This is a genomic window from Klebsiella sp. K-3 (genome assembly GCF_051207495.1).
In the GTDB taxonomy this organism is placed as follows: domain Bacteria; phylum Pseudomonadota; class Gammaproteobacteria; order Enterobacterales; family Enterobacteriaceae; genus Klebsiella; species Klebsiella aerogenes.
Map to the genome: position 1 here is coordinate 94,220 of NZ_JBPNXF010000002.1, position 24,944 is coordinate 119,163.

Sequence of the window (24,944 nt, forward strand, 5' to 3'; positions counted from 1 at the left end):
CTTTAATTTAAGGCGCTATTTTGACGCGATTATTACATACAGGAATGTCAATATAATTGGCTGATTTTAAAAGTAAATTGCGATTGTTTTTAAAACCATGGAAAGTGTAATTATTAGTGAGAAAGTCTATATATTTTTATTACCGCTTCGCTGAATGACTGACGGAAATACTTCCGTCAGTTTTATGGTTACTTAACGCAGTTCGATCGCATAATTTGCTAAAGGTGTTACTTTTTTCACCAACTTATTGTTATATAAAAATTGTTCATACGCGTCGTAGCGCGGCTTATCTAACGCTGCCGGATCGGTGGCGAACAGCGGCACGCTCTGCAACCACGCCTGCTGGTTCAGTTCGGTATTGAGTTCCGGATGCGCTTTGGCAAATCGCTGCCAGGTTTGTTGCGGATGCGCGCGCAAATAGCTCACTCCCTGCTGTAAGGCGTCGAGGAATTTTTTGATTTTAGGGGCGTTGACCTCGGCTTTGTTTGCCACGATCACCAGTTCGTCGTAAGCGGGCACGCCATAGTCTTCCACATTCATGACCACCGGTCTTTTGCCCTGCAGTTTGAGTTCCAGCGCTTCGATATTGCGATAACCGCCGATAACAGCATCGACCTGGCCGGCCAGCAGAGCGCTGGTGAGCTGGAAATTAACGTTGATCAGTTTAATGCTGTTAGGGTCGATGTTGGCGTGCTGCGCCATGGTGGCCAGCGTCGCTTGTTCAATACCGCTCACCGAGTATCCCACTTTTTTCCCTTGCAGATCGGCCGGAGATTTGATGCGCGGATCCAGCGCAATCACGGTATTTAGCGGCGAGTGGATCAGCGTCCCGACGCGAACCAGCGGCAGTCCTTCATCGGCGAAGAAGTGGACCTGTGGTTGATAGGTGATCGCTAAATCCGCCTGGCGGGCGGCAACCAGACGCGGAGGGAGCGCCGGGTCGGAAGGGGGAATGATATTGACATCCAGCCCGGCATCCCGAAAGGCGCCAATCTGTTGCGCCACCATAATGGGCGCATGATCCGGGTTGATGTACCAGTCCAGTACCAGGGTCAGCTTTTCATTGGCTGATGCCTGGCCGCAGACCAGTAGAGTAAGGCCGGCTAACAGAGGTATACGCATATCTCTTCCTTATTATCTCTTGATAAGTTATTCCGGCGACCAGTTGATCAGCCGGTGCAAAAAGGCATCGACCGCCAACCACAGCGCGATGGTCAGCAGCACTAAAATGAGCAAGGCGGCGAAGCAGATATCGGTTTGCAGGCGAGCATTGGCATTCAGCATTACGTAGCCAAGCCCCTCGGCGGAGCCGACCCATTCACCGATAATCGCGCCAATGGGGGCGACGGCGGCGGCCATCCGCAGGCCGGAACCGAGCGCGGGTAGCGCCGCCATCAGTCGAACATGGCGCAACTGAGCGCCAAAGGAGGCGCCCATGGTGCGGGCCAGATCGAGATAGTCGCGATTGACCCGTTGCAGACCGTCAAAGAAAGCCGAGGTAACGGGGAAGAAGATAACCAGCACCGCCATCATGACCTTGGCGCTCATACCAAAACCAAACCACAGCACCAGCAGCGGGGCGAGGGCGAATACCGGAATGGCCTGGCTGGTCAGTACCAGCGGCATCAACCAGCGTTGTAATCGCGGCGACATGGTCATACAGAGCGCCAGCACCATACCGAGCGCGACGCCGAGCGCCATTCCGCTGAGAATTTCGCTTAGGGTGACCAGAGTGTGGCTGGCCAGATAGCTGCGGTTATTCCACAGCGCTTCAGCGACCGCCGCCGGAGAAGGCAACAAAAAAGTGGGAATGCCGCTGTAGCACGCCAGCTGCCAGAGCAACAGTAGGCCACAAAATACGCTGCACCCGCGCAGTAACTTGCCCCTCATCCGTTCGCCCTCATCAATTGCTGCAGCAGCTGCGACTGGCTTGCCAGCAGCGCGCCATCATCCGGGGCGCGAGGCGGGATTCCGCTTAAATGATGGCTATCATCAATTTCACCATCAGGCGAGAGTACCAGCAGACGATGGCTGAGGCGGCAGGCTTCCATCGGGTCATGAGTGATGAGCACCACGGTACGTCCGGTCAGTAAGCGCGCGGCCAGGGTCTGAATGCGTGTGCGGGTGAGGGTATCGAGAGCGGAAAACGGTTCATCCATCAGCACAATGGGGCGATCTTCATAAAGGGTGCGCGCCAACGCCGCGCGCTGGCGCATCCCGCCAGACAGCGCGGCCGGGCGTTCATCAGCGCAGGAGGCCAGTCCTACCTGCTCAAGAAGCTCGTTGACGCGGGCGTTGTCGACCTTCTCACCGCGCAGCCTGGCGCCGAGGGCGACATTTTCCCGCACGTTAAGCCACGGATAGAGCAGATCTTTTTGCCCCATCCACGCCAGTCGTGTAGTGACGGGAAGGCCATCGCTGGCGATTACGGTTCCGCGGGTTGGCGCCGCCAGCCCGGCGATAATACGCAACAGGCTGGTTTTGCCCGCGCCGCTGGCGCCAAGGAGCGACACCCATTGCCCGGCGGCAATATCGAAAGAGAGATCGTGAAAGATCTCCCGCGAGCCAAAACGCAGACATAAATCGCGAACGTGAATACCTGGCGCCATCACGCCTTGTCCTGCCCGGCGGCATTCAGTCCCATTTGCCAGAAATTGCCTTCCAGCCGGGTAGCGGTAGTAAATATGTCGCTCAGCCCGGCGAACCGTGATTCCGCGCCGCGCTGTTGCCAGAGCGTTTCCAGCAGGCCGATCGCCGCATTGACGCCCTGTAGATAGCTCTCGTCGCCGTAGTTGCGGATCCATGAAGCATAGGGATTATCGTGCAAGTTGGTTTGTGGGTTGTGCAACAGACCGAGCCCGATCTCCGCATAGCCCGCGACGCAGGGCAGCAGCGCCGCCAGCAGATCCAACGCGTCGCCGGAGTGGCCGATATCCAGTACGTAGCGGGTGTAGTTGATGGTTTCCATCGCTTCGCTTTGCAGGGCCATAGCGTCTTCGCTCAACCCCCATTGCTCGCAATAGCCTACATGTAGCGGTAGCTCAGCAAGGATGGCATTCATCGAGGCGGCGGCGGCGCGCATCTCCGGCAACGTGCGAAGTTTGCTGACCAGCAGGGCATAGCTGCGGGCGAAATGGATTAAGAAAAGATAATCCTGGGTCAGATAGCGCCGAAAGGCTGCCTGCGGCAGCGTACCCGCGGCTAATTGCTGGAGGAAAGGGTGCGACACGTAGCGTTGCCATTCGCCACCGGCCTGCTCACGCAGTCGACCGTAAAGACCTTGGGTAAAAGCGGGAATCATCATGGGACCTCCTGAAAATAGGGGGAGATCCGGGCGTGCAGAAGTGTGAACAGGCAAAACTGAAAACTGGCGAACATGCCGACCCGTCCCTTCGCTGGCATGACCCAGATCAGGTTCAAAGGGTTCGGCTTTTACGCCATCTCAGCCCTCACGGGACACCCCTCGGTTGCGACATGTTATACGTCATTCACTTTTTGATTACAACGGCGGCAAGGTAAAAAACGGCGATATCTGTGACACTGTCACTTTTAAGGAGCAATGGGACGGTTCGATAAATAACATTTATCAATTTGTGTGATTAACCACGCTTTTTTATCCAAAAATAAGCAAAGTAAGGAGAGGGTAAGTTGGCGTAGAACAAGGGCTTACGATATATTTTTAGCACATTACATTAATATCCTCTTATGAATGCGTCAGTGCTGGAGACCGCATGAAGCTGGCAGGCCTTACTCTTTTACTGATGCTTGCCCTCGCGCCTGGCGCGTCTATCGCAGCGCAATTATTCGACCCTGAAGACGGCATGCTCGATATGAGCCAGTATCTGCAGGATAACCCGTACGGTTTTCTGCCGGTACCTGTGATGATTACCGAGCCGGCTATCGGCTACGGCGGCGGTCTGTTTGGTTTATTTCTGCACGGTAAAGGCTCCCGCGAGGGCGATCGTTTTATTCCACCGGCGCTGACCGGGTTCGGCGGTGGTGGGACGCAAAATGGGACCTGGTTCATCGGCGCCGCGCATCGTCATACCTGGAATCACGACAGTATTCGTTATCTGGTTGGTGCGGGTTACGCCAATGTCAATCTCGATATCTACTCCGGTGACATTGCCGGTTTTAACAAAAATGTGGCGGTGCAAACCCACACCAAAGGCTTTGGCGGTTTACAAAAGCTGTTATTCCGCGTGGGGGACTCTCCGGTTTTTCTTGGCGCCTCGCAATTCTATGCGCACACCGATGTGACCGCGGATAATCCGCTGATTAACAAGGTGTGGCAGCGGGTGCTCGGGGAAAACAGCACCTCTTCGTCCTTGGGCGTGGTGGCGGAATATGACACTACCGATAATTTTTTCTACCCTAAGAAAGGGTTATCACTGCAGGGCGAGTACCGTTTTTACCGCGCTCTTCTCGGCGGCGACTATCATTACAATCAGTTGTCGCTGGATGGTAAATACTTTATCCCGCTGGCGCCGACCTTAACCCTGGCGCTGGCGGCAAATTATCAGTCGCTGACTCATCATGACAAGCATCTAACGCCTATGGCCCGGCCTTACATCGAACTGCGCGGCATCTCGCGTTTTCGCTATCAGGGCGATTATGTCGCTGTCGCCCAGACGCAACTGGCCTGGCAATTTGCGCCGCGCTGGATCCTGCAAGGTTTTGTCGGTATCGGCAGCGCGAGCGATGAGGCGAGGTCGCTGTGGCAGCAAACCGAAGTGGCGTGGGGCTCCGGGTTTCGTTATCTGGTCGCCCGTCAGTATGGTTTATTTACCGGCGTCGATGTCGCATTTAGCGAACACGAGCAGGCGGTCTATTTTAACGTGGGTTCCGGACTGTAAAGGTACGAATAAAAATGAGATGGAAAACAACCGTCATCACGCTGCTGTTGACCTCTGGCGCCGTGTGGAATGCCTGTGCGGCGGAAAGTGACGACAGCGATAGCTACTTTCCCATCTGGGGCGACGAAGCGCGCGCTCGCGGTTATTCCATCCCGCTGCCGTTTGGCGTCAATCTCAGCTATATGAATATGCGCCAGGATATTATGGTCGACAGCATCACTTTTTCCGGACTGAAGCTGGGTAACCATCCGATCCCCAGCGACATGTTCGCCATCGATGCCGGACACACGCGAGAGAAGAGCAAAACTGAGAACCTGCGGCTCGATATGTGGGTGTTTCCCTTCCTTAATGTCTACGGGATTCTAGGCCACACCCGCGGTTCGTCAGTGTCGAATGTGTCGGTCGATGCCGACCCAACGCAATACCGCGGTCTGGATCGCATCATCGCCGGCGCAGTGCATAACCTTAATCAAAGCGGCGAGTTGCAAAATATCGATTTTGTTCTCGATTTCAAAGGTACCACCTGGGGAGGCGGGTTCACGCTGGCTGGCGGCTATGAGAACTGGTTTGCCCTCGTCGATACAAACTACACCCGCACCGATTTCGATATTCTCGACGGCAGTATTTCTGCCGTGACAGTGTCACCTCGCGTTGGCTATCGCTTCAACCTTCAGGGGATTTCCGGCCCTTCGCATCTCAGCGTGTGGGTCGGCAGTATGTATCAGGATGTGCAGCAGGAATTTAAAGGCAACCTGGCCGATTTGCATATGCCGCCACAGCTGCAGCCATTGATTGCCGCGGTCAATAAAGACGGCGACGGCAAGTTTGATGTCAAACAGAAACTCACTTCACCATGGAATATGCTGATCGGCGCCCAGTACGAAATCACGCGTAACTTCAACGTTCTGACCGAATTTGGCTTTAACGATCGCAATAGTTTCTTTGTCGCCGGTGAATACCGTTTTTGACTTAACGGCGTGTAGCCATCGGCGAGTATGATGCGCGCTGTTTTTGTGTCATGGAGAACGCTTTTGATGCGTAAGAGTTTGTGGTGGTTATTGGCGGCTGCTTTTTCGGTATTTGCCCAGGACCCGGTATTACCGACGATTCCCGTTAACCATGTCAGCCCGGTAGTGGGTGAATTATCGCCGCCGGAATCGCTGCGCCCATGCTGCGCCTTCGGTTTCGATCTGCGGGTGCGCGCCATTGGCGTGCCAATCCCGGTTTATCAGATTGGCAATGTGCTGACGCTCGATACCTTAGGCGAGCATCATTACAACGATAGCGCGCTCGGCGCGGTTAAAAATCTGGTTGGCTTAAGCGATGAGCACAATGGCCTTATTTATACCCGCCGCGGCGGTTTTATTGATATCGCTCATGTGCGTGATACCGCTGATTACACCTTTTATTTATTCAGCCGAATTTACCCGACGCTCGGGCAGCCAGGACGCATCTTTTATAGCGAGGAACTGGGCGTACGCCGCGTCCAGTTAAATGCCTTTACGCCGCCGGCTTCAATGCCGCAGCGATATACGATTGCCGCCTGGCTTGCCGGCCATCTGGCCTTCGAAATTGCGCAATGGCATGAGATCGCCCAATGGTATGGTTTCCAGTCGGTTCCGGGTTTTTCAGAAGAAATTTCCGCTTTTTCACCGGAAGATCTCTATTCCAATCTGCTTGGCGCGCGTCTGGCGATTAACGTCATTTTGCAAGGGCAAGCCGGTTCAGTCGATGCTTATAACCGGGCGATGGAAGCGGCGTTAAAACAGGCGCTGGTCAAACTGTTGGTCGCGCCGCAAAGTGAGACCGAGAGGATGTTCCGTGAAGTCGACGGCGACTGGTGGAACAGTAAACGGCGAGTGCCGGATAAATTTCTGGTGCTGAAGCGGAATTACGATCTCAGCGAAAATCGCCTGCCAACGCCGGTTCCTTTTGAACGCACGCCGCCGTATCGCCTGACGATGCCAAAGGAAGTTGCCGGGTTTACGCTCGCGGAACTGGGTCAACTGCAAATCCATCCGGGGCAGGATATGCAGTCGCTGCCAGCGCCGCATAATTTTTATTCTCCGCAGCAGTTCCAGGAGCTCGCTGATAAAGCGCAGCAGGCGGATGCCATTCAGCTGCAGCGTATTGAAAAATAACTAACGTTTGGACGCTGCTGGCTATACTCAATCAAACGAATTCCCCCGTTATTGATGAGGTAGCATCAGGCTATGGTATTTGGTGTTCCGCGTGCGTGCTGGCTGCTACTGACGGTGCTTTTAGTTAGTCAGGAATGCTATGCCCTGGACGGCAGTCGACTAAAGCAGCGCGCGGATGCGGTGCTCACCTTAATGAGTTACACCGTGGTACCTGACGTTACCGCCAGCGATCTGAATATTGGCTCCGGCGCGAATGAGAAAAACGAACTAACCCTCACGCAATTTGGCGGCGGCGCCACCTTGAGTGAGGATTTTCCGCTCTATCTGGAAGGCACCCTCGGTTACAGTCGCTACGATCCGCAATTTGTGGTCAGCGATGGTGCCCAGAGCCGTACCATTCCCACCAAATGGAACAGTCTGACCGCTACCGGCGGTGTCGGCTGGGACTTTCCATTATATCAGGACCGATGGGGCGGAAAACTGGTGTTACGGCCTATTTTTACTATGATGCTGGGCACCATGGCCAGCGATGCGCGCCTCGGTCGTTGGGCGCTCGAACGTAAAACGGATGCCGATATTCGCTTCCTCGATGGTGGGCGTCTGAACGCCTATGGGTTGGGCGGGTCGCTAATGCTCGATTATGAACTGTTTTCCAACACGCAGGATATTGACATAGAAGCGCGCTATTCCGCGATGAATTTGCAAACCTTCGGTAGCACATCAGAAGCGGTACAGGGGCAGGCCAGTGCCGAAAATCTGGGTATCTACCTTCGTCGACGCGCGCCGATAGCTGACTGGATGTTGCTGAAAAGCCCGGTACGCTATGTGCTGGAAGGGGCTCATACTATCTATCTTAGCGACCAGCGCGGTGAACTCGGCTTTGATAGCCTGAGTTCGCTCGGCATTGGCCTGGAGCTCGACAGCAGCCAGTATCCGGTATTCATCACCCGCACCCGACTGGTGGCCCGCTACATGTTCGGTAATAACACCGAAGGGTACGGCCTCGGTTTAGCGATGAGTTTCTGAGTGATATTACCCGTTTTAGTGGTTGCGCTATTTTTTTTCATTTTGTTGGCAATATTTTCTTCGCTGATTCGTCTACCTCGATACATACATTTTAATGAGGTAATTGACGATGAGAGATTTTGAACGACACGGGCATCATCACCAGGGTTTTGGACGTCATAGACTGGCGCGACCGCTGATTATCGGCGCGCTGATTGTTGTGGTACTGAGTCTGGTCGTGATGTCACTATGGAACGCATTGCTGCCGGCTATCTTCGGGGTGAAAAGCATCGGTTTCTGGCAGGCTTTGGGGTTGCTGGCGCTGTGCCGTATCTTGTTTGGCGGTTTAGGTTTTCATCGCGGTATGTTTGGTATGGCTCAGGCGCGTCGACGCATGCATGAACGCTGGATGACCATGACCCCGGAGCAGCGAGAGGAGTTTGCCCAACGTTTCGGCCGCCACGGACATCGCGGCCGCTGCGGTTGGCATGAACGTCGCGGCGGGCAACCGACTAACGATAACCCATCGGCGAAAACGCCGGATGCCGAGTGAACGAGGTGAAAAACGCGATGGCGGGGGAATCACGGCTGCTGTCTGCGCTTGCCGCCTGTCGTGCGCGTTTAAGCGCGTTTATTCGCGGTAGAACCGCCGTACGTGACGATGCCGATGACATCCTGCAGGAAGTCACCCTGCAACTGATGAAGGTCGAGCAACCGGTGGAGAACGTGGCGGCATGGTTATTCCGGGCGGCGCGTAATGAAATGACCGACCGGTCGCGTAAGAAGCGCGAGTTGCCATTAACATTCGATACTGATGAAGATGGTGATGGCGGCTTTGCCGAGGATGAGCTGGCGGAAACGCTGTTTGGCGTCGCGCAGACGCCGGAGGAAGCATACCTTAAAGAACTGTTGTGGGAGGCATTAACCGAAGCGCTGGCGGAACTGCCGCCGCTGCAACGTGAAGCCTTCGAAAAAACCGAACTGCAGGGCTATAGCTACAGGGAGCTGGCGACAGAGAGCGGCGCCAGCGAGCAGGCGTGGCTGTCGCGTAAACACAAAGCGGTGCTGTTTCTGCGCAGCCGTTTGCGAACGCTTTACGATGAACTTACCGCACCTTAATTCATGCCCGGCGGCAGATAGCGCCGGGCTTTATTTTATCCGTATTCCTATAACATTGTCGCCAGCCACTCGGCGAAGACGCGCACCTTGCGCGAAACATGACGATGGGGATAAATAAGCGATAACTTCCTGGAGGGAACCGGATTATTCGGCAGGACTTCAACCAGCTCGCCGCTTTTCAACCAGGGGTGAAGGAAAAGATCCAGCCCCTGCATAATGCCGAGTCCAGCAAGGCCAGCGGCGATGTAAGTCTCTGAATTATCCACCACCAGTTTACCCGCTAGCGAAATGTTCTGCTGCCCGGCGTCAGTCTGAAACACCCAGCGCATGGTCTGATGATTACTGTTATTCAGCCAGTTGATCGCCTGATGATGCCGCAGGTCGTCAAGGGTTGCGGGAACGCCGTATTTCGCCAGATAGGCCGGGCTGGCGCAGGTTTTCATACCGACGGTACCGAGATGACGTGCGATATAGTCACCGTCTTCAAGCTCGCCAATGCGCAGGACGCAATCGAGGCCCTCGCGAAGCATATCCCGCCGCCGGTCGGAGCTGCTCAGCACAATTTCAATCTCCGGATGTTGCTGATAAAAGGCGGGGAGATTCGGCACGACCACTAACTTCGCCAGGGCGATAGGCATATCTATGCGCAGTTGACCACGTAGCGGACGCTGCGGGGCGAAAGATTCCATAAGCTCGTCGGCCTGCGCCAGCAGAGGTTTACTACGACGATAAAACGCCTCGCCATCAGGGGTGAGGTGGATCTGTCGGGTGGTACGCTGCAGAAGCCGAACGCCGCAGTGCTGCTCAAGCTGCTGTAGCGCTTTCGTAACCGCCGGGCGATGGATCTGCAGATTCTCGGCGGCGCGCGTAAAGCTGCCAGACTCGATAATCTCGATAAAAATCTTAATAGATTCAAACAGATTTAAGTTCATTTGTGCCAATGTGCTCCGATGACAACATCGTATTTCACTTTGATTATTACTTATTTAATAACAGTGAAGGATAACTTTTACTATTTTTCCCAACAATAAAGCGGCCTACAGTGGCGTCATCCCAGCGCTAAGCGCCAGAAAACACACTAAGGAAGCCGCATCATGCAAAACCATTCTGTTAGCCATATTCTCGGTATTGAAAAACCTGTCATTCAGGGGCCGCTATCCTGGCTGACCGACGCCCGATTAGTCGCCGCCGTCAGTAATGCCGGCGGGCTTGGCGTATTAGGGCCGAATGCGGGTTTAACCGCGCAAACCGCCGTCACGACGCCGCAGGAAACGGCAGAAAAGATGCGTGAAGAGATCCGTAAAACGAAATTACTCACCGAGAAACCTTTTGCCGTCAATCTCATTCCGACGGTTGAAAACGATATCTGGACGCCGCCGATTGTAGAAGTAGTAAAAGAAGAGGGGGTTAAAGCGGTGGTTTATACCGGCTATGGTCAAGGAGCTATCATTCCCTCGCTGTTTGCCACGCTTAAGCAGGCCGGGATCAGCATTATTTATCGTGATATTAACCCAACACCGGAAAACAGCCGCGAGGCCGAGGAGATGGGCGCTGATGTTATTGTCGCCACCGGCTTCGACGAAGGAGGCACGCTTCCGGGAACGGCGCTAGGGACGTTTTCAATCGTGCCATTGATTGTTGATGCGGTGAAGCGTGTGCCGGTGCTGGCGGCTGGCGGGATTACCGACCGGCGCACCGCCAGGGCCGCCCACGCGCTGGGCGCACAAGGGGTATTTGCCGGCTCCGTGTTTATCAGCACCACCGAGAGCCGCGTGCCGCCATCGGTGAAAGAGATGATCGTGCAAGCTAACGGTCTGGATTTGCAGCTATTTCGCACATTGCCAGATTACTATCGTTCGCTGCCGGGTAAATTAGCCGCCAGGCTGGTGGCGTTAGATAAATCCGGCGCCAGTAATGAAACCATAGCCGCGGAAATGGGCGGTTTACGTGGCCTGCGAATTGGTATGCTGGAGGGCAACACTGACGAAGGCTACATTTCACTGGGAACCGGCATCGGCAGTATTCAGCGGATTAAGAGCGTAGCGGAAGTGGTGGAGGAACTGACGGTTTAATCTGCCTTCCCGCGCTCTCATGCGGAAAACAGAAACTCCCCGTTTGCGACAACGGGGAGGATGATTAGCCGGAATTAGCTACCCCAGCGCTGCTGCAGATACTGAACCGCCTGCTGGGTTTGCGGCTGGTTAAGGTTGTCTTCACGAAACAGAATCGTCCCCTGAATACCCGGTGTGGTTTCATTGAGGTCGATCTGTTTTTTCAGCTCCGGCACGCCGCCGTCGACCATCCAGTCTGGTTCATTTTTTGACGGCTCGCCGACTTTATACAGCGCCACGCCGATATAGAGCCGGGTGTGAGTGGGTTTCACGACATCGGCCCACCACTTAGCCAGCACATCATAGCGCGCGGCGTCGCGGGCGAACGGCCAGTACAACTGCGGCGCGATATAATCCAACAGCCCTTGTTGTACCCAACTGCGGGTATCGGCATAGGACTCGTCATAGGCCGCTGCGCCGCGGGTGTCAGAACCGGCCGGATCGTGGGAGCGGTTACGCCATACCCCCGCCGGGCTGACGCCAAACTCAACCTGTGGATTGAGTTTCTTGATGGTCTCTGAGACCTGCGCTATCAGCTGTTGGGTGTTGTGACGCCGCCAGTCGGCTTTCGAGGCATAACCCTGGCCATATCGCTGATAGGTTTGATTATCGTTCAGCGTCGATCCCGGCGTCTCAGTATAGAAATAGTCATCAAATTGCACGCCGTCGATGGGATAGTTTTGCACCACCTCCGCCACGATACTGGTTATCCAGTCACGGACTTCCGGGATCCCAGGGTCGAGCACAAAGCGATCGCTGGCAGTGCGTATCCAGTTGCGGTGGAGGACAAATACGCTGGCGGGGACCTGAGTCAGGGTGTGGTTAAGCTCGGCGATGGTAGCGGGTTTGGTATTAACCGATACCCGATACGGATTGAACCACGCGTGAACTTTCATCCCGCGTTTATGCGCTTCATCGAGCATAAACTGCAGCGGATCGTAGCCGGGATTTTCGCCAATTTTGCCGGTCAACATGTCTGACCACGGCAAGATGTGGGAATCCCACAGCGCGGTGCCGTCAGGTTTGACCTGGAAGAAGACGGTATTGATGCCCAGGCGTTGTAGATTGTCGAGTTTGGCGATCAAAGCCAGCTTTTGCTGGCTGATACGGCTTTCCGGGCTACTGGCGATAATTGAACCCACCGGCGGCCAGTCGAGACGAGAAACCGTGGTGATCCAGACGCCGCGTACTGGCTGCTGATTTTTTGCCGATTTTTGCGTAACGGGCGGTTTACTGGCGGTCACCAGCGATTTTGGCGCTTTACTGGTGCAAGTCACGAGCAGCAGTACGGCGGCGGCAACCGCGCCGAGCCGGGTCATGCAGGTGACGGAGAGAAGGCGACGAGAAGCGATAATCATTACTCCCGTAGGCATGTAGACGCTTGAAAAATCACATTGTCTTATGATTCCCCCACCAGGGCAAGCCGCGCTCCGATGCAAAGAAAAAGAAAATGCCTTTTGTCTGGTATCCGTACGCGTAACGTGCAGAACTAACGACAACCTTTCACAGCAGTTAGCTGAAAAAGCAGAATTAACCTGGATAATTAGCTGGTCAGTTGTGTTACAACATATTACGAGACGCACAGCTAAGGAGAATCCGATGCGAAAAATATTATTGCTGGCCGCCGTTTTGCTGGCATCCGCACCGATCGTCACCCAAGCCGAAGAGATTACGCTTTTGCCGGCTATTAAACTGCAGATAGGCGACCGGGATTCCTACGGTCATTACTGGGACGGCGGCCGTTGGCGTGATAAAGACTACTGGCATCGTCATTATGAATATCGCGACAAGCACTGGCGAAAGCTAGAGAAAAAACAGCGTAAAGCCTACGAGAAGGGCTACCACGACGGTCGTAAAGACGCGAAGAAGCGTGAGAAAGAATACTATAAACATCACAAGAAGCATCATCACTAAAACATTAACGGGGCCATCAGGCTCCGTTTTTTAGCTACTGCAATTCACCCCTCAAGATTCAACTCATTATTCGCTGCTGTCGATGGTTTGCGTAAACTGTCTTTAGAAGCCTCCCGCAATAATGTCAAATATCACTTTGATTTTTTACAGCATCAGTATTACCTGATGAAAATAAAAATAGCCTACCAAGATTGGTGGGCAAATTTACCGCGAAATGTTTTTTAAGACTATTCCATATTCACAGCGAATGAAAAATCCGATTTGCAAAATAATTAAATATATCTTTTAAATCACATGGTTAAATTACACTTTCTTTTGTATGGTCTCTGGTATTACACTTTTTCGGCGATTGTTCGACTTTCTGCGCTAAAAGAGCGAGTGAGATTAATCCTAAAAATTTAAATACGCTAACCACCCATAACTACGAGGCGAAATTGCGTATTGAATTGACTCGATCGATCTGTAAAATTGTGTGGTGATAGTTAATGAAATGTAATAAAGGGATCCACTGCGGTGAAGATTCGTGCGGTAGCTATGCCCATACCACACCGGGAACCCTTTTACGCACAGTGATTAAGGATATTCAGACTTGTTATTCAAGCAGGGATAACCCTTAAGAAAATAATAGCATTGCAATGGAAAAGCATATGAAAACGCGAGTGTTTTTAGCCGCTATGATTGCGGTTTCACTGGCAGGGTGCGAAGCGCCACCGAAGCCGCAAATTACCGATGACACCATTGAAACCACGCAGGTTAACGGCGTCAATTTGATCCATCGCCATATTGTTGTTCCTCCAACGGAATTTACCCCGATTAACGCAGAATATCGCGCGCTGTATTCCGCCGCGGTAATGAGCCAGGCCGGGTATGGCGGCAAAGTGATTGTGCAATTAGTTCCAGGTGCTAATTATATCGCGTTGGGGCAGGCCCAGGACGGCTGGATAGCATTAGCCAATGAAGGTCAGGAAAATTTAATTGGCTATGCTCCAGCCAATGCCGTCGTCAAAAGTGAGCTGTATGATAAAACGGTTCGCGAACAGTCGAAGCGCCCGAAGGCGCGTAAGAAAGCGACCTGCGTGAGCGTCGACGGAAATACCAAAGCCTGCAAAAACGGCAATAACGGTACCTGGATTCTGGATTAATCCCGCCTTTACGAGCGACACCGTATGAATAATAACTCTCTTTTACGCCAGGCCATGCTGGCGTTTTATTTGTTTCTTTTTACGTTGGTTAGTGGATGTGGTTCGTCTTCACACAGCGACCCTGCCCGATACAATCTTCAGTTCCAGGCCCACCCGCAAATTAACCGTTCTGCGCCATTAAAGGTCAGAGTGTTAGTGCTGAAATCCGATGCGGAATTCATGTCCGCCGATTTCTACTCCTTACAAAATAACGCGCAAAAAGTTCTCGCCGGCAACTTGCTGAACAGCGATGAATTTTTCCTGATGCCGGAGCAACTGGCAAAAAAACTCAGCGGGCAAAGCTCGCCGGAGGCGCGTTATATCGGAGTGATGGCGGAATACCAATCTCTGGATGGTAAAAAGTGGCGCATTTCTCTTCCTCTGCCAACGCCTGGCGAAACCCCTTTCTGGCAGTTCTGGAAACTGTCGGCAGATCAACTGCAAGCCAATTTATATCTTGACGTTAACGGGATCCGCGTCGTGCAGCAATAGCGCGAGCCCTAACAGGAAATTTGTATGAATAAAGCAGAAAAGGTGGTCTGGACCGAAGGCATGTTTTTGCGTCCGCATCACTTTCAGCGGGCAGAAAGCTACCTGCAAACGCAAATTCGCGAATGGGGCGGATTACAGCGCTCCTGGCTGTGGGGTTTTCTTGAGATTGAACTTGATGATGCGATGCTGCGTCAGGGGTGCATTGCCCTGAGCTATGCCAGCGGCCTGCTGCCGGATGGAACTTTCTTCCAGTTTCGCGATGCTCGTCAGGGCCCGGCGCCGTTGCAAATCCCGGGTAACGTCACGGGCGAAAAAGTCGTATTGGCCTTGCCGGTACGCCGCGGCGGTCGGGAAGAGGTTATCTTCAGCGAGGAAAAAGACTCGCTGGCGCGATTTACCGCGTTTGAACAGGATGTGGAAGATGACAATGCGCTGTCGGTCGGCGATGCCACCGTGCAGTTTGCCCGCCCGCGGCTCACCCTGATGCTGGAAAAGGATTTGACCGCCGAGTGGACGGCCATCGGCGTGGCGTTCATCACCGAAAAGCGCAACGATAACGCCGTAAAACTCGATAATGGCTATATCCCGCCGATGCTTAACGGCATCAATCATCCTTTGATTTACGCGATGATCAACGACTTGCATGGTCTGCTGGCGCAGCGTAGCCAGCAAATCGGCAGCCGGCTGCGACAGCCGGGGCGTTTTAATACTTCTGAATTAATTGAGTTCACTCTACTTGCGCTGGTCAATCGCCATCTCGGCCATCTCTCACATCTCAAAACGCTGCCGTTAGTTCATCCCGAGTCATTGTGGAATAGCTGGCTGCCGTTCGCCGCCGAGCTGACGACCTGGATGGCGCAGCGCGGTCCGGATGCCGCGCTGCCGATTTATGACCATGACGATCTCGCTAGCTGCTTCGGCAAACTGATGTTGTTGCTGCGCCAGGGGTTATCACAGGTAATGGAAGACAATGCCATCCAACTACCGCTGATAGAACGATCGCATGGGTTGAACATCGCGACGGTACCCGAGAGCAGCATGGTGCGTGATTTCGGATTCGTATTGGCAGTTAAAGCCAGCGTACCAGGTGATGTTCTGCAAACGCACTTCCCGGCGCAGATGAAAGTCGCGCCGGTGAGCAAAATTCGCGATCTGGTGCAACTACAGCTTCCGGGTTTGATCCTGCGCGCTATGCCCGCCGCGCCGCCGCAAATTCCGTGGCATGCCGGTTACAACTACTTTGCAGTCGAAAAGGGCGGCGAGCTGTGGAACGACATGGAGAAATCTGGCGCCTTCGCACTGCATCTGGCAGGCGAGTTCCCCGGCCTGGATATGGAATTTTGGGCTATCCGTAGCCCGTCGGAATAAGAAAGCGAGCGTTGATGATGCAGGAACAACAGGCCGCTGCCAGTCATGGCGTGAGCGGCAATAATCCCCTGGTGACGGCCGCCAACCCATTGCTAAATGCGATTCCACAGATCCGTCATTCGGTATCGCACGATGACCAGGCCGGTTTGCGCCAGCGTTTGATTGATGAAATCCGCCGTTTTGAAGTGCGCGGTCAGCAGGCGGGGTTACCCTACGAGGTGATAGTCGGCGCTCGTTACTGCCTGTGTACCGCGCTGGACGAGGCTGCGGCCTTAACGCCGTGGGGGAGTAGCGGCGTCTGGTCGGGCAGTGGTCTTTTAGTGACCTTTCATAACGAAACCTGGGGCGGGGAGAAGTTCTTCCAGCTATTGGCGCGCCTGTCGCAGAATCCACGCGAACACATCAATCTTTTGGAACTGATCAACTACTGTTTGTTGCTCGGTTTTGAAGGGCGCTACCGGGTAATGGATAACGGCCGCACGCAGTTGGAAACCATCAAGCAGCGCCTGTGGCAGATGATTTGCGGCGTACGCGGCGGCTACGCGCCGCCGTTATCGGTTCACGGCGAGGATCGCCCGGTGCTGCGTAAACTGTGGCGTCCGGTGGTGCCGCTGTGGGCCTGCGTCGCGCTGGCGGGGTTCGCCGCCTGTCTGTTCTATATCATTCTTAACTGGCGGCTTGGCGATGCCACCAACCCGGTGTTGGCGAAAATTTACCAGACGCCGTTGCCGGAAGCGTCGATTGCTCAGCCGGCGGAAAAATTGCCGGCGGTACTTAACCTGCGAGGTTTTCTGCGCCCGGAAATTGCCGAAGGGCTGGTTGCGGTCCGTGACGAAGCGGACCGCAGCGTGGTGATCCTCAAAGGCGACGGGCTCTTTGCTTCGGCCTCAACGGTGGTGCGCGATCGCTACGACCCGGTCATTGACCGTATTGCGCAAGCGATGAACAACGTCAGCGGCCGCATTCTGGTGGTCGGCTATAGCGATAACGTGCCTATCCGCAGCGCGCGCTTTGCCTCGAACTACGAGCTGTCCCTGGAACGCGCGCGTTCGGTACAAAAACAACTGCAAAATCATCTGACGCAGCCCGAACGCGTAAAAGCCGAAGGGCGAGGGGAAATGAACCCCATCGCGCCGAATACCACTCCTGAGAACCGTGCCCGTAACCGCCGTGTGGAAATTACTCTGCTGGTGTCGCCCGATAATACCCGGGCTGAGCTGAACGGATTGCCCCAAGGAAATTAAGGATGCTGACACTTCTGCTTTCCATACTGACCAACCGGCTGCTATGGGGTTTTCTCGGCGCCACGGCGGTGGCGGCCGTCATTTGGATGATTGGCCCGCTATTGTCGATTGTCGATACCCGGCCGCTGGAGTCGGAACAAAACCGCGTTATATCTATTGCGCTGGTGTACCTCATCTGGGCGCAAAGCCACATTCTGCCGCGCCTGTACAACGCCTGGCTCAACCGCAAGCTGATGGATAACCTGAAGGAAGACACGCCGAAGGGCAGCGATCCGCAGCAGCGCCTCAATAGCGAAGACCAGATCCTCGCCGATCGCTTTGATGAAGCCGCGCAAATGTTGAAAAAAGCGCACTTCAGTAAAACAGGTAATGGTCAGTGGACCCAGCGCTTTAGCACCCACTATCTGTATCAGCTGCCGTGGTATGTGATTATTGGCGCATCCGGCTCCGGTAAAACCACCGCCTTAGCGAACTCCGGGCTGCAGTTTCCGCTAGCCGACCGCTTCGGTAAAACGGCGTTACGCGGCATCGGCGGCACGCGCAACTGTGACTGGTGGTTTACCAACGAAGCCGTGCTGCTGGACACCGCCGGGCGCTATACCACCCAGGAGAGCGAGCAGGCGCAGGACGCCAGCGAGTGGCTGAAGTTTATGGGGTTATTGCGGAAATACCGCCGCCGCCAGCCGATTAACGGCGTTATCGTCACGGTAAGTATCTCCGATCTGTTAACGCAATCGACGGAGGCCTCGCGGCAGCAGGCGGTTAATCTGCGCCAGCGTCTCTCTGAACTACATGAACAGTTGGGTATTCGTTTCCCGGTGTACGTACTGGTGACGAAGGCCGACCTGCTTAAAGGCTTTCGCGCCTGGTTTGCCGGTTACGACAAGGCGCAGCGCGATCAAATCTGGGGCTTCACTTTCCCGTGGGAGCAGGCAAGCCTTGCTGACTTCGATCTGATGGGCCGCTTTACCCAGGAGTTTGCGTTACTGCAACAGCGGCTTGAAGCGGGGCTGCCGGATACGATGCTGCAAGAGCATGATGCCAAAACCCGCGCCGAAGCCTGGCTGTTCCCGCAAGAGTTTGCGGCGTTGCGGCCGCTGTTAGCGGACTATCTTAGTACCGTTTTTGCCCGCTCTAACTTTGAAACCGAGTTTTCACCGCGCGGCATTTATTTCGCCAGCGGCACCCAGGAAGGGTTACCGTTCGACCGCGTGATGGGCGAACTCAATCGCGCGCTGTCTTTGCCGCAGGGAAATGAAAACGACAACTGGGACTCGGTCAGTAAAGAAGCGCCCATCCCCGGCGCCAAGGGCCAGAGTTATTTCATTAAAAACCTGCTGCAAAACGTGATTTTCCAGGAAGCCGGCATCGCCGGGCAGAACCGTTGGTGGGAACTGCGTAACCGCGCAGCGATCTGGTCAGGCTATGCGGCGCTCGCGGCGCTGTTAATCATTTCATGCGTACTATGGCTGACAAGCTACGGCAAAAATAAGGCCTACCTGCAAGAAGTCTCGGCGAAGGTACCGCAGGTTGAGCAGCAGAGCAAAGCGCTGCAAAACCCCGAGCAGCGCGATCTGTTCGCCATGCTGCCGCTACTCAACGGCCTGCTGGAATTGCCGAAGAGCGCCGACTTTGACGTCAACGACCCGCCGGTTAGCCGCCGGATGGGACTCTACCGCGGTAATGATGTCAGCGACGCCTCGCAGACGCTGTATCAAAAAGCGCTACAGCAAATGCTGCTACCGGATGTCGCCATGCGTATCACTACCTGGTTACGCAACGACAATGGCAGTGACGCCGAATATAGCTACGAGGCGTTGAAAGCCTATCAAATGCTCTATCAGCCCAAGCAGTATGACGGCAAGTTTTTACTCTCCTGGGTGATGCTTAACCTGCAGCGTAACCTGCCGCAAAACGTGACGCAGGCGCAGCTACGACAGCTGGAAGGGCATCTGGTCCAGCTACTGGAACCGCAAATCCAGTCCTCGCCGTATGCCAAAGACGATGCGCTGATCGCCCGCGAACGGGCGTTGATTAACCAGCAGCCGCTCTCCTCAAGAGTGTATGGTCGGCTGAAACGTCTGCTTGAGCATGACGACAATCTGAAAGCGGTCTCGCTGGCGACGCTCGGCGGGCCGCAGAGCGAACTGGTGTTCTCGCGTAAAAGCGGTACGCCGATCGCGGAAGGCGTGCCCGGTCTGTACACGCCAGATGGCTACTGGAAGGTGTTCAATAAACAGATCGATAACGTGACCAGCGCGCTGCATGAAGATGATATCTGGGTGCTGGGCGCCGCCAGCGCGTCGGAAGATAAACAGCAAACCGATAACGCCGTCCGTCAGCTCTATATGCGTGATTTTATCGCCAACTGGGATCGCTTCCTTGCCGATATTCAGCTCAACAATAGCGCCGATTTGTCATCGCGGATCAACACCGCGCGTCTGCTTTCAGCCAGTAACTCGCCGCTGCGCCGTCTGGTTATCAACCTGAGTCAGGTGCTGAACCTGGCGCGCGCCGAGCCGGATACGGTTAAAAGCGAAAGTTCAGCCGAGCAGGGCAACCGCGCGACCCGAACGCTGGAAGCGCTTTTCCGCCATGATGAGGGTGGCGCAACCCAGGGCGCGGCGCTTAGCCAGACGCCGGAACAGCTGGTAACGGAACACTACGCGCCGCTGATCGAACTGGCGCAGCCGTTGGAAAAGGGCGGCAAAACGATTGTGTTCGATGATTTCCTCAAACAGATCGACGAACTTTATCGCTACCTGACGGCGGTACAGGATGCCGCCAACAGCGGTATGCAACCGCCGGGCGGCGATGCCATTAGCCGTCTGCAGGCCAGCGCCGGGCGCTTACCGGGCGGCCTGCAAACCATGTTCAGCAAAATGGCGGTAGGCGCCAGTAGTGATACCCAGCGCCGCGATCTCGATAACGTACGTAAACGGATTAGCGTGGAGGTCGGCGGTTTCTGCCGCCAGGCTATCGCCGGGCGCTATCCGCTGGTTCGCAGCGCCAGTAGCGAAGTCACGCCGGACGATCTGGCGCGTATGTTCGCGCCGGGCACCGGCATGATGGATACCTTCTTCCGTGACAACCTGACCAATAAAGTCGATACCACGCAGTCCAGCTGGCGTTTTATGCCCGGCATCGATGGCAAAACGTTGCCGGGTAGTGAAGGGTTATTAAGGCCTTTCCAGCAGGCGCAATCGATCCGCGACGCGTTCTTTGCCAATGGCGCAACCACGCCGTCATTTAAAGTGACGGTGCGCACCATCAGCATGGACAACCGGATCCTCAACCTGACGCTGGATGTTGATGGCCAGCAGTTGCGCTACAGCCACGGTCCGCAGGCGGTGCAAATGATGAGCTGGCCGGGGCCGGGCGGAACCAACCAGGTGCGTATGCAACTCGGTCTGGCCGATGGTACCACCTCGACGCTGGTGACCAGCGGCTCATGGGCGCTGAACCGCTTTTTTGATAAAGCGCGCACCGCGCCCGGCAGCAGCAGTTTGAGCCGTCAGGCAACGTTTAATGTCGATGGTTACCAGGTCACGCTGGAGTTTGCGCCGAACAGTATCCGCAATCCGTTCCAGCTTCCCCGTTTCTCATGTCCATAACCGCAAGGAAAGCCGAATGACTCACGCCCCTGCGATGAGCTGGTACGGGAAACTCCCCAGTACCGGCGATTTTTTACAACGTCGATTTCCGGACATGCTGGTTCGCCAGTGGTCGCAATGGTTTCAGGTTGGGCTGATGGCCTGGCAACAGGAGCAACAGCGTAGCGGCGAACGCCAGTTCAGCAACGCGCCGGTATGGAACTTTATCGTTCCGCCGATGTTGAGCGGCCAGATGGTGCAGATGGGGTGTCTGATCCCCGGACGCGATCGGGTAGGCCGCCAGTATCCCATCTGCGCGCAAATGGCCTTCAACCCGCTGGAGTGGTCGCCTTCAATCCTCACTCAGGCCGGAGAGTGGTATCAGCAGGTGGGCAGAACGCTGCTGCATGCGGTACGTAATGGCTTTTCCGCTGAACAACTTGACCAGGCGCTACTCGCCATTCCGGCGCCAAAGCTGGTAGAGGCGGAAAAGCGTTCGGAAATACTCGACGTGATTGGCTATCAGCAAGATGGGCAAAGCTCCCTTGGCTGGCAGCAGGCGGCGGACTGTTTTGATCCGCAGCGTCAGACCAGTTTTTGGTGGACCAACCGCGCCGATGGTTATCCGCTCTATACCCACGTCCATAGCGGTAATTTGACCGGCCAGCTGTTCACGCTGCTGTTTGATCCCGCCGGGGGCGCGAGACCGGGCCGTCACGGTCTGTATCCGCCGATGTTTGAATAAGCAGGTAGGCCATGAATATTGATGAATTCCTTGCTCCGGTTAGCGCGGAGCAGCCCTGCGGTGAAAACCTCGAATATGACGCCGACTTCCAGGCAATGGAACAAGCGATGCAGGGTAAAGCCGAGCAGCAGTTTGGCGACACCATCATCCCGGCGGAACCCGCTGACTGGACGACGGTAGAAAAGCTGGCGGCGGGGTTACTTAGCCGCACCAAAGATTTACGCGTCATGCTGGCGCTGACTCAGGCGTGGACAAAACGCCGCGGCCTGAGTGGCTACGCGGATGGCCTGCTGTTGGTGCAACAGGCGCTGTCGCTTTACTGGCAGCCAATTTACCCGTTGCTGGAAGAGTATGGCGAAACTGATCCGTTTTACCGCATCAATGCGCTCGCGGGGCTGAGTGATAAATCAGCGCTGACCAGCGCGTTACGCAATGCCGTGTTGTTACGCAGTAATGGCGATGAACTGCTATTGCGCGATGCGCAGGCGCTGCTCGATGGCAGTAAAACCGAATGCGCGGATTATCCCGGCGGCCGTTCGCGATTGATTGATGAACTGGCCCGCGGCGGACAGCCGGGGATTGACGCCATCCTCGCCATTCACCAGCGCTTGCAGACCATCCGCGAAATATTAAGCGATTGTCTGGGTGAAAGCGGCGTGCCGGAAATGGAACAACTGCAGAAGACCGTCGGTATCGTCGCCGGCGCCTGCCAGATAACCGATATTTCGTCCTTTCACGCGTCCCGCGAGGAGAGTGCCGTGAGTGAACATCAAGCGATTCCCAACGCGCCGCCGCCGTCTGCCGTTGACTGGCGCAGCGCGCAAATCAGCAGCCGCGCCGAGGCGCAGCAGATGCTGGAAAAAGTAAAACAGTACTTCGCTCAGCACGAACCGAGTCACCCCGCGCCGCTGATGATTGAACGGGTACAGCGGCTGATTGAGCTGGATTTTATGGACATCATCCGCGATTTAGCGCCGGACGGCGTTCATCAACTGGAAAACATTTTTGGACGTCGCGACTGACGCGTCCGGACATTATGGCGACAGGCATAAGGTCTGGCGCTCAACCTTTACCGCGCATCTTCGATGGAGAACATCATGGCAATAAGTAAAAGTGGGCAGAAATTTATCGCACGCAACCGTGCGCCCCGCGTACAGATCGAGTACGACGTAGAGATTTATGGTGCGGAACGCAAAATCCAGCTTCCGTTTGTAATGGGGGTGATGGCGGATCTGGTGGGTAAACCGGTCGACAATCAACCGGCGGTCGATGAACGTAAGTTCCTCGACATCGACATTGATAACTTCGACGAACGTATGAAAGCGCTGAAACCGCGCGTCGCTTTCCAGGTCGACAATACGCTGACCAACGAAGGCAAACTGAACGTCGACTTAACCTTCGACAGCATGGACGACTTCCTGCCGGATGCCGTGGCCCGCAAAGTGGAGCCGCTGAACAAACTGCTGGAAGCCCGTACCCAGCTTTCGAATCTGCTCACCTATATGGACGGTAAAAACGGCGCGGAAGAGCTGATTGCCAAAATTTTGCAGGATCCGACGCTGCTCAAATCGTTGAGCCAGATGCCGAAACAAGATGACAGTGCGAAAGGTAGCGAGGAGTAATCGATGAGCAACCCGACTCAACAACATGAGCAGCAGTCCAGCCAGGCCTTTAGCCAGGATGAATTCAGCGCGCTGCTGAACAAAGAGTTTCGCCCGAAAACCGACCAGGCGCGTTCCGCCGTTGAGAGCGCGGTAAAAACCCTCGCGCAGCAGGCGCTGGAAAACACCGTCACGTTCTCCAACGACACCTATCGCACCATTCAAAACCTGATTGCCGGTATCGATGAGCAGCTGTCGCGCCAGGTGAATCAGATCCTGCATCATGACGAGTTCCAGAAACTGGAAAGCGCATGGCGCGGCCTGAGCTACCTGGTCAACAACAGCGAAACCGACGAGATGCTGAAAATCCGCTTTATGAGCATCTCCAAGCAGGAGCTGGGGCGCACTCTGAAACGTTTCAAAGGGGTGGGCTGGGACCAGAGCCCGATCTTTAAGAAAATTTATGAGCAGGAGTACGGCCAGTTTGGCGGCGAGCCATTCGGCTGCATCGTCGGCGATTACTATTTCGACCATAGTCCGCAGGATGTGGAATTACTGGGTGAAATGGCGCGTATCGGATCGGCTGCGCACTGTCCGTTTATTACCGGTACCGCACCGGAAGTGATGCAGATGGAGTCCTGGCAGGAGCTGGCGAACCCGCGCGACCTCACCAAAATCTTCCAGAATACCGAATACGCCGCCTGGCGTTCGCTGCGCGAGTCGGAAGACGCGCGTTATCTGGGGCTGGTGATGCCGCGCTTCCTGTCGCGCCTGCCTTACGGGATTCGAACCAACCCGGTGGACAGTTTTGATTTTGAAGAGCAGACCGACGGCGCGGATCACAACAATTACGCGTGGGCCAACTCGGCGTATGCGATGGCGGCGAACATTAACCGCTCTTTCAAAGAGTTTGGCTGGTGCACCTCCATTCGCGGCGTGGAATCCGGCGGCGCGGTGGAAAATCTGCCTTGCCACACCTTCCCGAGCGACGATGGCGGCGTGGACATGAAATGCCCGACCGAGATCGCCATCAGCGATCGCCGCGAGGCGGAGCTGGCGAAAAACGGCTTTATGCCGCTGATCCATCGCAAAAACTCCGACTTTGCCGCCTTTATCGGCGCGCAGTCGTTGCAGAAACCGGCGGAATATCATGATGCCGACGCCACGGCGAATGCACGTCTGGCCGCGCGTCTGCCGTACTTGTTCGCCTGCTGCCGTTTTGCTCACTACCTGAAGTGCATTGTGCGCGACAAAATCGGCTCCTTCCGCGAGCGCGATGACATGGAACGCTGGCTGAACGACTGGGTGATGAACTACGTTGATGGCGATCCGGCTAACTCGTCGCAGGAGACCAAAGCGCGCAAACCGCTGGCGGCGGCTGAAGTGCAGGTAGCGGAGATCGAAGACAACCCGGGTTACTACACCGCGAAGTTCTTCCTGCGTCCGCACTACCAGTTGGAAGGGCTTACCGTGTCGCTGCGTCTGGTTTCCAAGCTGCCGTCGCTGAAAACCAAGGAAGCGTAATATGATGCCGCCGGGAGGCGACTCCCGGCAGGTACAACGCCATGGAAGGA

General features: G+C 55.2%; 23 protein-coding genes and 1 riboswitch. Of the genes, 17 read left to right on the top strand and 6 right to left on the bottom strand.

Annotated features, from left to right (window positions below):
* Nucleotides 1-192: 192 nt before the first annotated feature.
* From ACSEMK_RS03240 to ACSEMK_RS03255, 4 genes are read right to left on the bottom strand one after another with little or no spacing between them, the layout of a single operon-like run.
* On the bottom strand, nucleotides 193-1,122 hold the full coding sequence (locus ACSEMK_RS03240) for an ABC transporter substrate-binding protein (RefSeq protein ID WP_430915118.1): 930 nt from the start codon (nucleotides 1,120-1,122) through the stop codon (nucleotides 193-195).
* A 27-nt stretch (nucleotides 1,123-1,149) separates the two neighbouring features.
* The gene (locus tag ACSEMK_RS03245; RefSeq protein WP_430915119.1) at nucleotides 1,150-1,890 is read right to left on the bottom strand and encodes an ABC transporter permease; all 741 of its coding nucleotides are present in this window, start codon (nucleotides 1,888-1,890) and stop codon (nucleotides 1,150-1,152) included.
* Entirely contained in the window at nucleotides 1,887-2,612 is a 726-nt protein-coding gene (locus tag ACSEMK_RS03250; RefSeq protein WP_430915120.1) for an ABC transporter ATP-binding protein, read from the bottom strand. Before ACSEMK_RS03250 ends, ACSEMK_RS03245 begins: the two co-directional genes overlap by 4 nt.
* Nucleotides 2,609-3,304, bottom strand: a complete 696-nt coding sequence (locus ACSEMK_RS03255; protein WP_430915121.1) for a TenA family protein — start codon at nucleotides 3,302-3,304, stop codon at nucleotides 2,609-2,611. Before ACSEMK_RS03255 ends, ACSEMK_RS03250 begins: the two co-directional genes overlap by 4 nt.
* Nucleotides 3,305-3,370: 66 nt before the next feature.
* A riboswitch (TPP riboswitch) is annotated at nucleotides 3,371-3,474 on the bottom strand.
* 257 nt (nucleotides 3,475-3,731) lie between these two features.
* Between ACSEMK_RS03255 and ACSEMK_RS03260 the strand changes: the two genes are divergently transcribed.
* The 6 genes from ACSEMK_RS03260 to ACSEMK_RS03285 all read left to right on the top strand — a co-directional run bounded on the left by ACSEMK_RS03260 (nucleotide 3,732) and on the right by ACSEMK_RS03285 (nucleotide 9,121).
* Nucleotides 3,732-4,856, top strand: coding sequence for a BamA/TamA family outer membrane protein (locus ACSEMK_RS03260; RefSeq protein WP_430915122.1), 1,125 nt, complete (start codon nucleotides 3,732-3,734; stop codon nucleotides 4,854-4,856).
* 14 nt (nucleotides 4,857-4,870) lie between these two features.
* Entirely contained in the window at nucleotides 4,871-5,824 is a 954-nt protein-coding gene (locus ACSEMK_RS03265) for a hypothetical protein (protein ID WP_045382251.1), read from the top strand.
* Nucleotides 5,825-5,890: 66 nt separating this feature from the next.
* Entirely contained in the window at nucleotides 5,891-6,997 is a 1,107-nt protein-coding gene (locus tag ACSEMK_RS03270; protein ID WP_015705469.1) for a DUF4056 domain-containing protein, read from the top strand.
* Nucleotides 6,998-7,069: 72 nt separating this feature from the next.
* Nucleotides 7,070-8,023 (top strand): hypothetical protein, encoded by a 954-nt coding sequence (locus ACSEMK_RS03275; protein WP_435336313.1) that lies wholly within the window; start codon nucleotides 7,070-7,072, stop codon nucleotides 8,021-8,023.
* Between the two features lie 109 nt (nucleotides 8,024-8,132).
* Nucleotides 8,133-8,555, top strand: coding sequence for a hypothetical protein (locus ACSEMK_RS03280; protein ID WP_430915124.1), 423 nt, complete (start codon nucleotides 8,133-8,135; stop codon nucleotides 8,553-8,555).
* A gap of 17 nt (nucleotides 8,556-8,572) precedes the next feature.
* Nucleotides 8,573-9,121, top strand: a complete 549-nt coding sequence (locus ACSEMK_RS03285; protein ID WP_430915220.1) for an RNA polymerase sigma factor — start codon at nucleotides 8,573-8,575, stop codon at nucleotides 9,119-9,121.
* 47 nt (nucleotides 9,122-9,168) lie between these two features.
* Here the strand turns inward: ACSEMK_RS03285 and ACSEMK_RS03290 are convergent, their stop codons facing one another.
* Nucleotides 9,169-10,053 carry a LysR family transcriptional regulator gene (locus tag ACSEMK_RS03290; RefSeq protein WP_430915125.1) on the bottom strand — a complete coding sequence of 295 codons (885 nt, stop codon included), beginning with the start codon at nucleotides 10,051-10,053 and terminating at the stop codon, nucleotides 9,169-9,171.
* A gap of 162 nt (nucleotides 10,054-10,215) precedes the next feature.
* Between ACSEMK_RS03290 and ACSEMK_RS03295 the strand changes: the two genes are divergently transcribed.
* Nucleotides 10,216-11,193 carry a nitronate monooxygenase gene (locus ACSEMK_RS03295; RefSeq protein ID WP_113373346.1) on the top strand — a complete coding sequence of 326 codons (978 nt, stop codon included), beginning with the start codon at nucleotides 10,216-10,218 and terminating at the stop codon, nucleotides 11,191-11,193.
* Nucleotides 11,194-11,267: 74 nt separating this feature from the next.
* On the opposite strand, the gene ACSEMK_RS03300 is transcribed toward ACSEMK_RS03295, so the two are convergent.
* Complete coding sequence (locus ACSEMK_RS03300) at nucleotides 11,268-12,551, bottom strand: glycoside hydrolase family 10 protein (protein ID WP_435336321.1); 1,284 nt, start codon at nucleotides 12,549-12,551, stop codon at nucleotides 11,268-11,270.
* Nucleotides 12,552-12,831: 280 nt separating this feature from the next.
* Between ACSEMK_RS03300 and ACSEMK_RS03305 the strand changes: the two genes are divergently transcribed.
* From ACSEMK_RS03305 to tssC, 10 genes are all read left to right on the top strand, one after another.
* Nucleotides 12,832-13,146 carry a DUF2502 domain-containing protein gene (locus ACSEMK_RS03305; protein WP_087860815.1) on the top strand — a complete coding sequence of 105 codons (315 nt, stop codon included), beginning with the start codon at nucleotides 12,832-12,834 and terminating at the stop codon, nucleotides 13,144-13,146.
* Between the two features lie 647 nt (nucleotides 13,147-13,793).
* Nucleotides 13,794-14,288, top strand: a complete 495-nt coding sequence (locus ACSEMK_RS03310; protein WP_430915126.1) for an SH3 domain-containing protein — start codon at nucleotides 13,794-13,796, stop codon at nucleotides 14,286-14,288.
* Nucleotides 14,289-14,312: 24 nt separating this feature from the next.
* Nucleotides 14,313-14,819, top strand: a complete 507-nt coding sequence (tssJ, locus tag ACSEMK_RS03315; RefSeq protein WP_430915127.1) for a type VI secretion system lipoprotein TssJ — start codon at nucleotides 14,313-14,315, stop codon at nucleotides 14,817-14,819.
* Nucleotides 14,820-14,843: 24 nt separating this feature from the next.
* Entirely contained in the window at nucleotides 14,844-16,187 is a 1,344-nt protein-coding gene (tssK, locus tag ACSEMK_RS03320) for a type VI secretion system baseplate subunit TssK (RefSeq protein ID WP_430915128.1), read from the top strand.
* 14 nt (nucleotides 16,188-16,201) lie between these two features.
* Nucleotides 16,202-17,431, top strand: coding sequence for a DotU family type VI secretion system protein (locus ACSEMK_RS03325; RefSeq protein WP_032714535.1), 1,230 nt, complete (start codon nucleotides 16,202-16,204; stop codon nucleotides 17,429-17,431).
* Nucleotides 17,432-17,433: 2 nt separating this feature from the next.
* Nucleotides 17,434-21,045 (top strand): type VI secretion system membrane subunit TssM, encoded by a 3,612-nt coding sequence (gene tssM, locus ACSEMK_RS03330; protein WP_087860814.1) that lies wholly within the window; start codon nucleotides 17,434-17,436, stop codon nucleotides 21,043-21,045.
* Nucleotides 21,046-21,061: 16 nt separating this feature from the next.
* Nucleotides 21,062-21,769 (top strand): type VI secretion system-associated protein TagF, encoded by a 708-nt coding sequence (tagF, locus tag ACSEMK_RS03335; RefSeq protein ID WP_047048474.1) that lies wholly within the window; start codon nucleotides 21,062-21,064, stop codon nucleotides 21,767-21,769.
* A gap of 11 nt (nucleotides 21,770-21,780) precedes the next feature.
* Complete coding sequence (tssA, locus tag ACSEMK_RS03340; RefSeq protein WP_047048471.1) at nucleotides 21,781-22,791, top strand: type VI secretion system protein TssA; 1,011 nt, start codon at nucleotides 21,781-21,783, stop codon at nucleotides 22,789-22,791.
* Nucleotides 22,792-22,866: 75 nt separating this feature from the next.
* The gene (gene tssB, locus ACSEMK_RS03345) at nucleotides 22,867-23,391 is read left to right on the top strand and encodes a type VI secretion system contractile sheath small subunit (protein ID WP_015366559.1); all 525 of its coding nucleotides are present in this window, start codon (nucleotides 22,867-22,869) and stop codon (nucleotides 23,389-23,391) included.
* A 3-nt stretch (nucleotides 23,392-23,394) separates the two neighbouring features.
* Nucleotides 23,395-24,894, top strand: coding sequence for a type VI secretion system contractile sheath large subunit (tssC, locus tag ACSEMK_RS03350; RefSeq protein WP_430915130.1), 1,500 nt, complete (start codon nucleotides 23,395-23,397; stop codon nucleotides 24,892-24,894).
* Nucleotides 24,895-24,944 lie beyond the last annotated feature (50 nt).

What these genes read in the sequence shown, in the direction of transcription:
- tssB (WP_015366559.1), top strand. Translation starts at nt 22,867, where the DNA reads ATGGCAATAAGTAAAAGTGGGCAGAAATTTATCGCACGCAACCGTGCG.
- ACSEMK_RS03265 (WP_045382251.1), top strand. Translation starts at nt 4,871, where the DNA reads ATGAGATGGAAAACAACCGTCATCACGCTGCTGTTGACCTCTGGCGCC.
- ACSEMK_RS03285 (WP_430915220.1), top strand. Translation starts at nt 8,573, where the DNA reads ATGGCGGGGGAATCACGGCTGCTGTCTGCGCTTGCCGCCTGTCGTGCG.
- tssM (WP_087860814.1), top strand. Translation starts at nt 17,434, where the DNA reads ATGCTGACACTTCTGCTTTCCATACTGACCAACCGGCTGCTATGGGGT.
- ACSEMK_RS03300 (WP_435336321.1), bottom strand. Translation starts at nt 12,551, where the DNA reads ATGACCCGGCTCGGCGCGGTTGCCGCCGCCGTACTGCTGCTCGTGACT.
- tssJ (WP_430915127.1), top strand. Translation starts at nt 14,313, where the DNA reads ATGAATAATAACTCTCTTTTACGCCAGGCCATGCTGGCGTTTTATTTG.
- tssK (WP_430915128.1), top strand. Translation starts at nt 14,844, where the DNA reads ATGAATAAAGCAGAAAAGGTGGTCTGGACCGAAGGCATGTTTTTGCGT.
- ACSEMK_RS03260 (WP_430915122.1), top strand. Translation starts at nt 3,732, where the DNA reads ATGAAGCTGGCAGGCCTTACTCTTTTACTGATGCTTGCCCTCGCGCCT.
- ACSEMK_RS03290 (WP_430915125.1), bottom strand. Translation starts at nt 10,053, where the DNA reads ATGAACTTAAATCTGTTTGAATCTATTAAGATTTTTATCGAGATTATC.
- ACSEMK_RS03310 (WP_430915126.1), top strand. Translation starts at nt 13,794, where the DNA reads ATGAAAACGCGAGTGTTTTTAGCCGCTATGATTGCGGTTTCACTGGCA.
- ACSEMK_RS03275 (WP_435336313.1), top strand. Translation starts at nt 7,070, where the DNA reads ATGGTATTTGGTGTTCCGCGTGCGTGCTGGCTGCTACTGACGGTGCTT.
- ACSEMK_RS03325 (WP_032714535.1), top strand. Translation starts at nt 16,202, where the DNA reads ATGATGCAGGAACAACAGGCCGCTGCCAGTCATGGCGTGAGCGGCAAT.
- tssC (WP_430915130.1), top strand. Translation starts at nt 23,395, where the DNA reads ATGAGCAACCCGACTCAACAACATGAGCAGCAGTCCAGCCAGGCCTTT.
- tagF (WP_047048474.1), top strand. Translation starts at nt 21,062, where the DNA reads ATGACTCACGCCCCTGCGATGAGCTGGTACGGGAAACTCCCCAGTACC.
- ACSEMK_RS03255 (WP_430915121.1), bottom strand. Translation starts at nt 3,304, where the DNA reads ATGATGATTCCCGCTTTTACCCAAGGTCTTTACGGTCGACTGCGTGAG.
- tssA (WP_047048471.1), top strand. Translation starts at nt 21,781, where the DNA reads ATGAATATTGATGAATTCCTTGCTCCGGTTAGCGCGGAGCAGCCCTGC.
- ACSEMK_RS03280 (WP_430915124.1), top strand. Translation starts at nt 8,133, where the DNA reads ATGAGAGATTTTGAACGACACGGGCATCATCACCAGGGTTTTGGACGT.
- ACSEMK_RS03240 (WP_430915118.1), bottom strand. Translation starts at nt 1,122, where the DNA reads ATGCGTATACCTCTGTTAGCCGGCCTTACTCTACTGGTCTGCGGCCAG.
- ACSEMK_RS03295 (WP_113373346.1), top strand. Translation starts at nt 10,216, where the DNA reads ATGCAAAACCATTCTGTTAGCCATATTCTCGGTATTGAAAAACCTGTC.
- ACSEMK_RS03245 (WP_430915119.1), bottom strand. Translation starts at nt 1,890, where the DNA reads ATGAGGGGCAAGTTACTGCGCGGGTGCAGCGTATTTTGTGGCCTACTG.
- ACSEMK_RS03270 (WP_015705469.1), top strand. Translation starts at nt 5,891, where the DNA reads ATGCGTAAGAGTTTGTGGTGGTTATTGGCGGCTGCTTTTTCGGTATTT.
- ACSEMK_RS03305 (WP_087860815.1), top strand. Translation starts at nt 12,832, where the DNA reads ATGCGAAAAATATTATTGCTGGCCGCCGTTTTGCTGGCATCCGCACCG.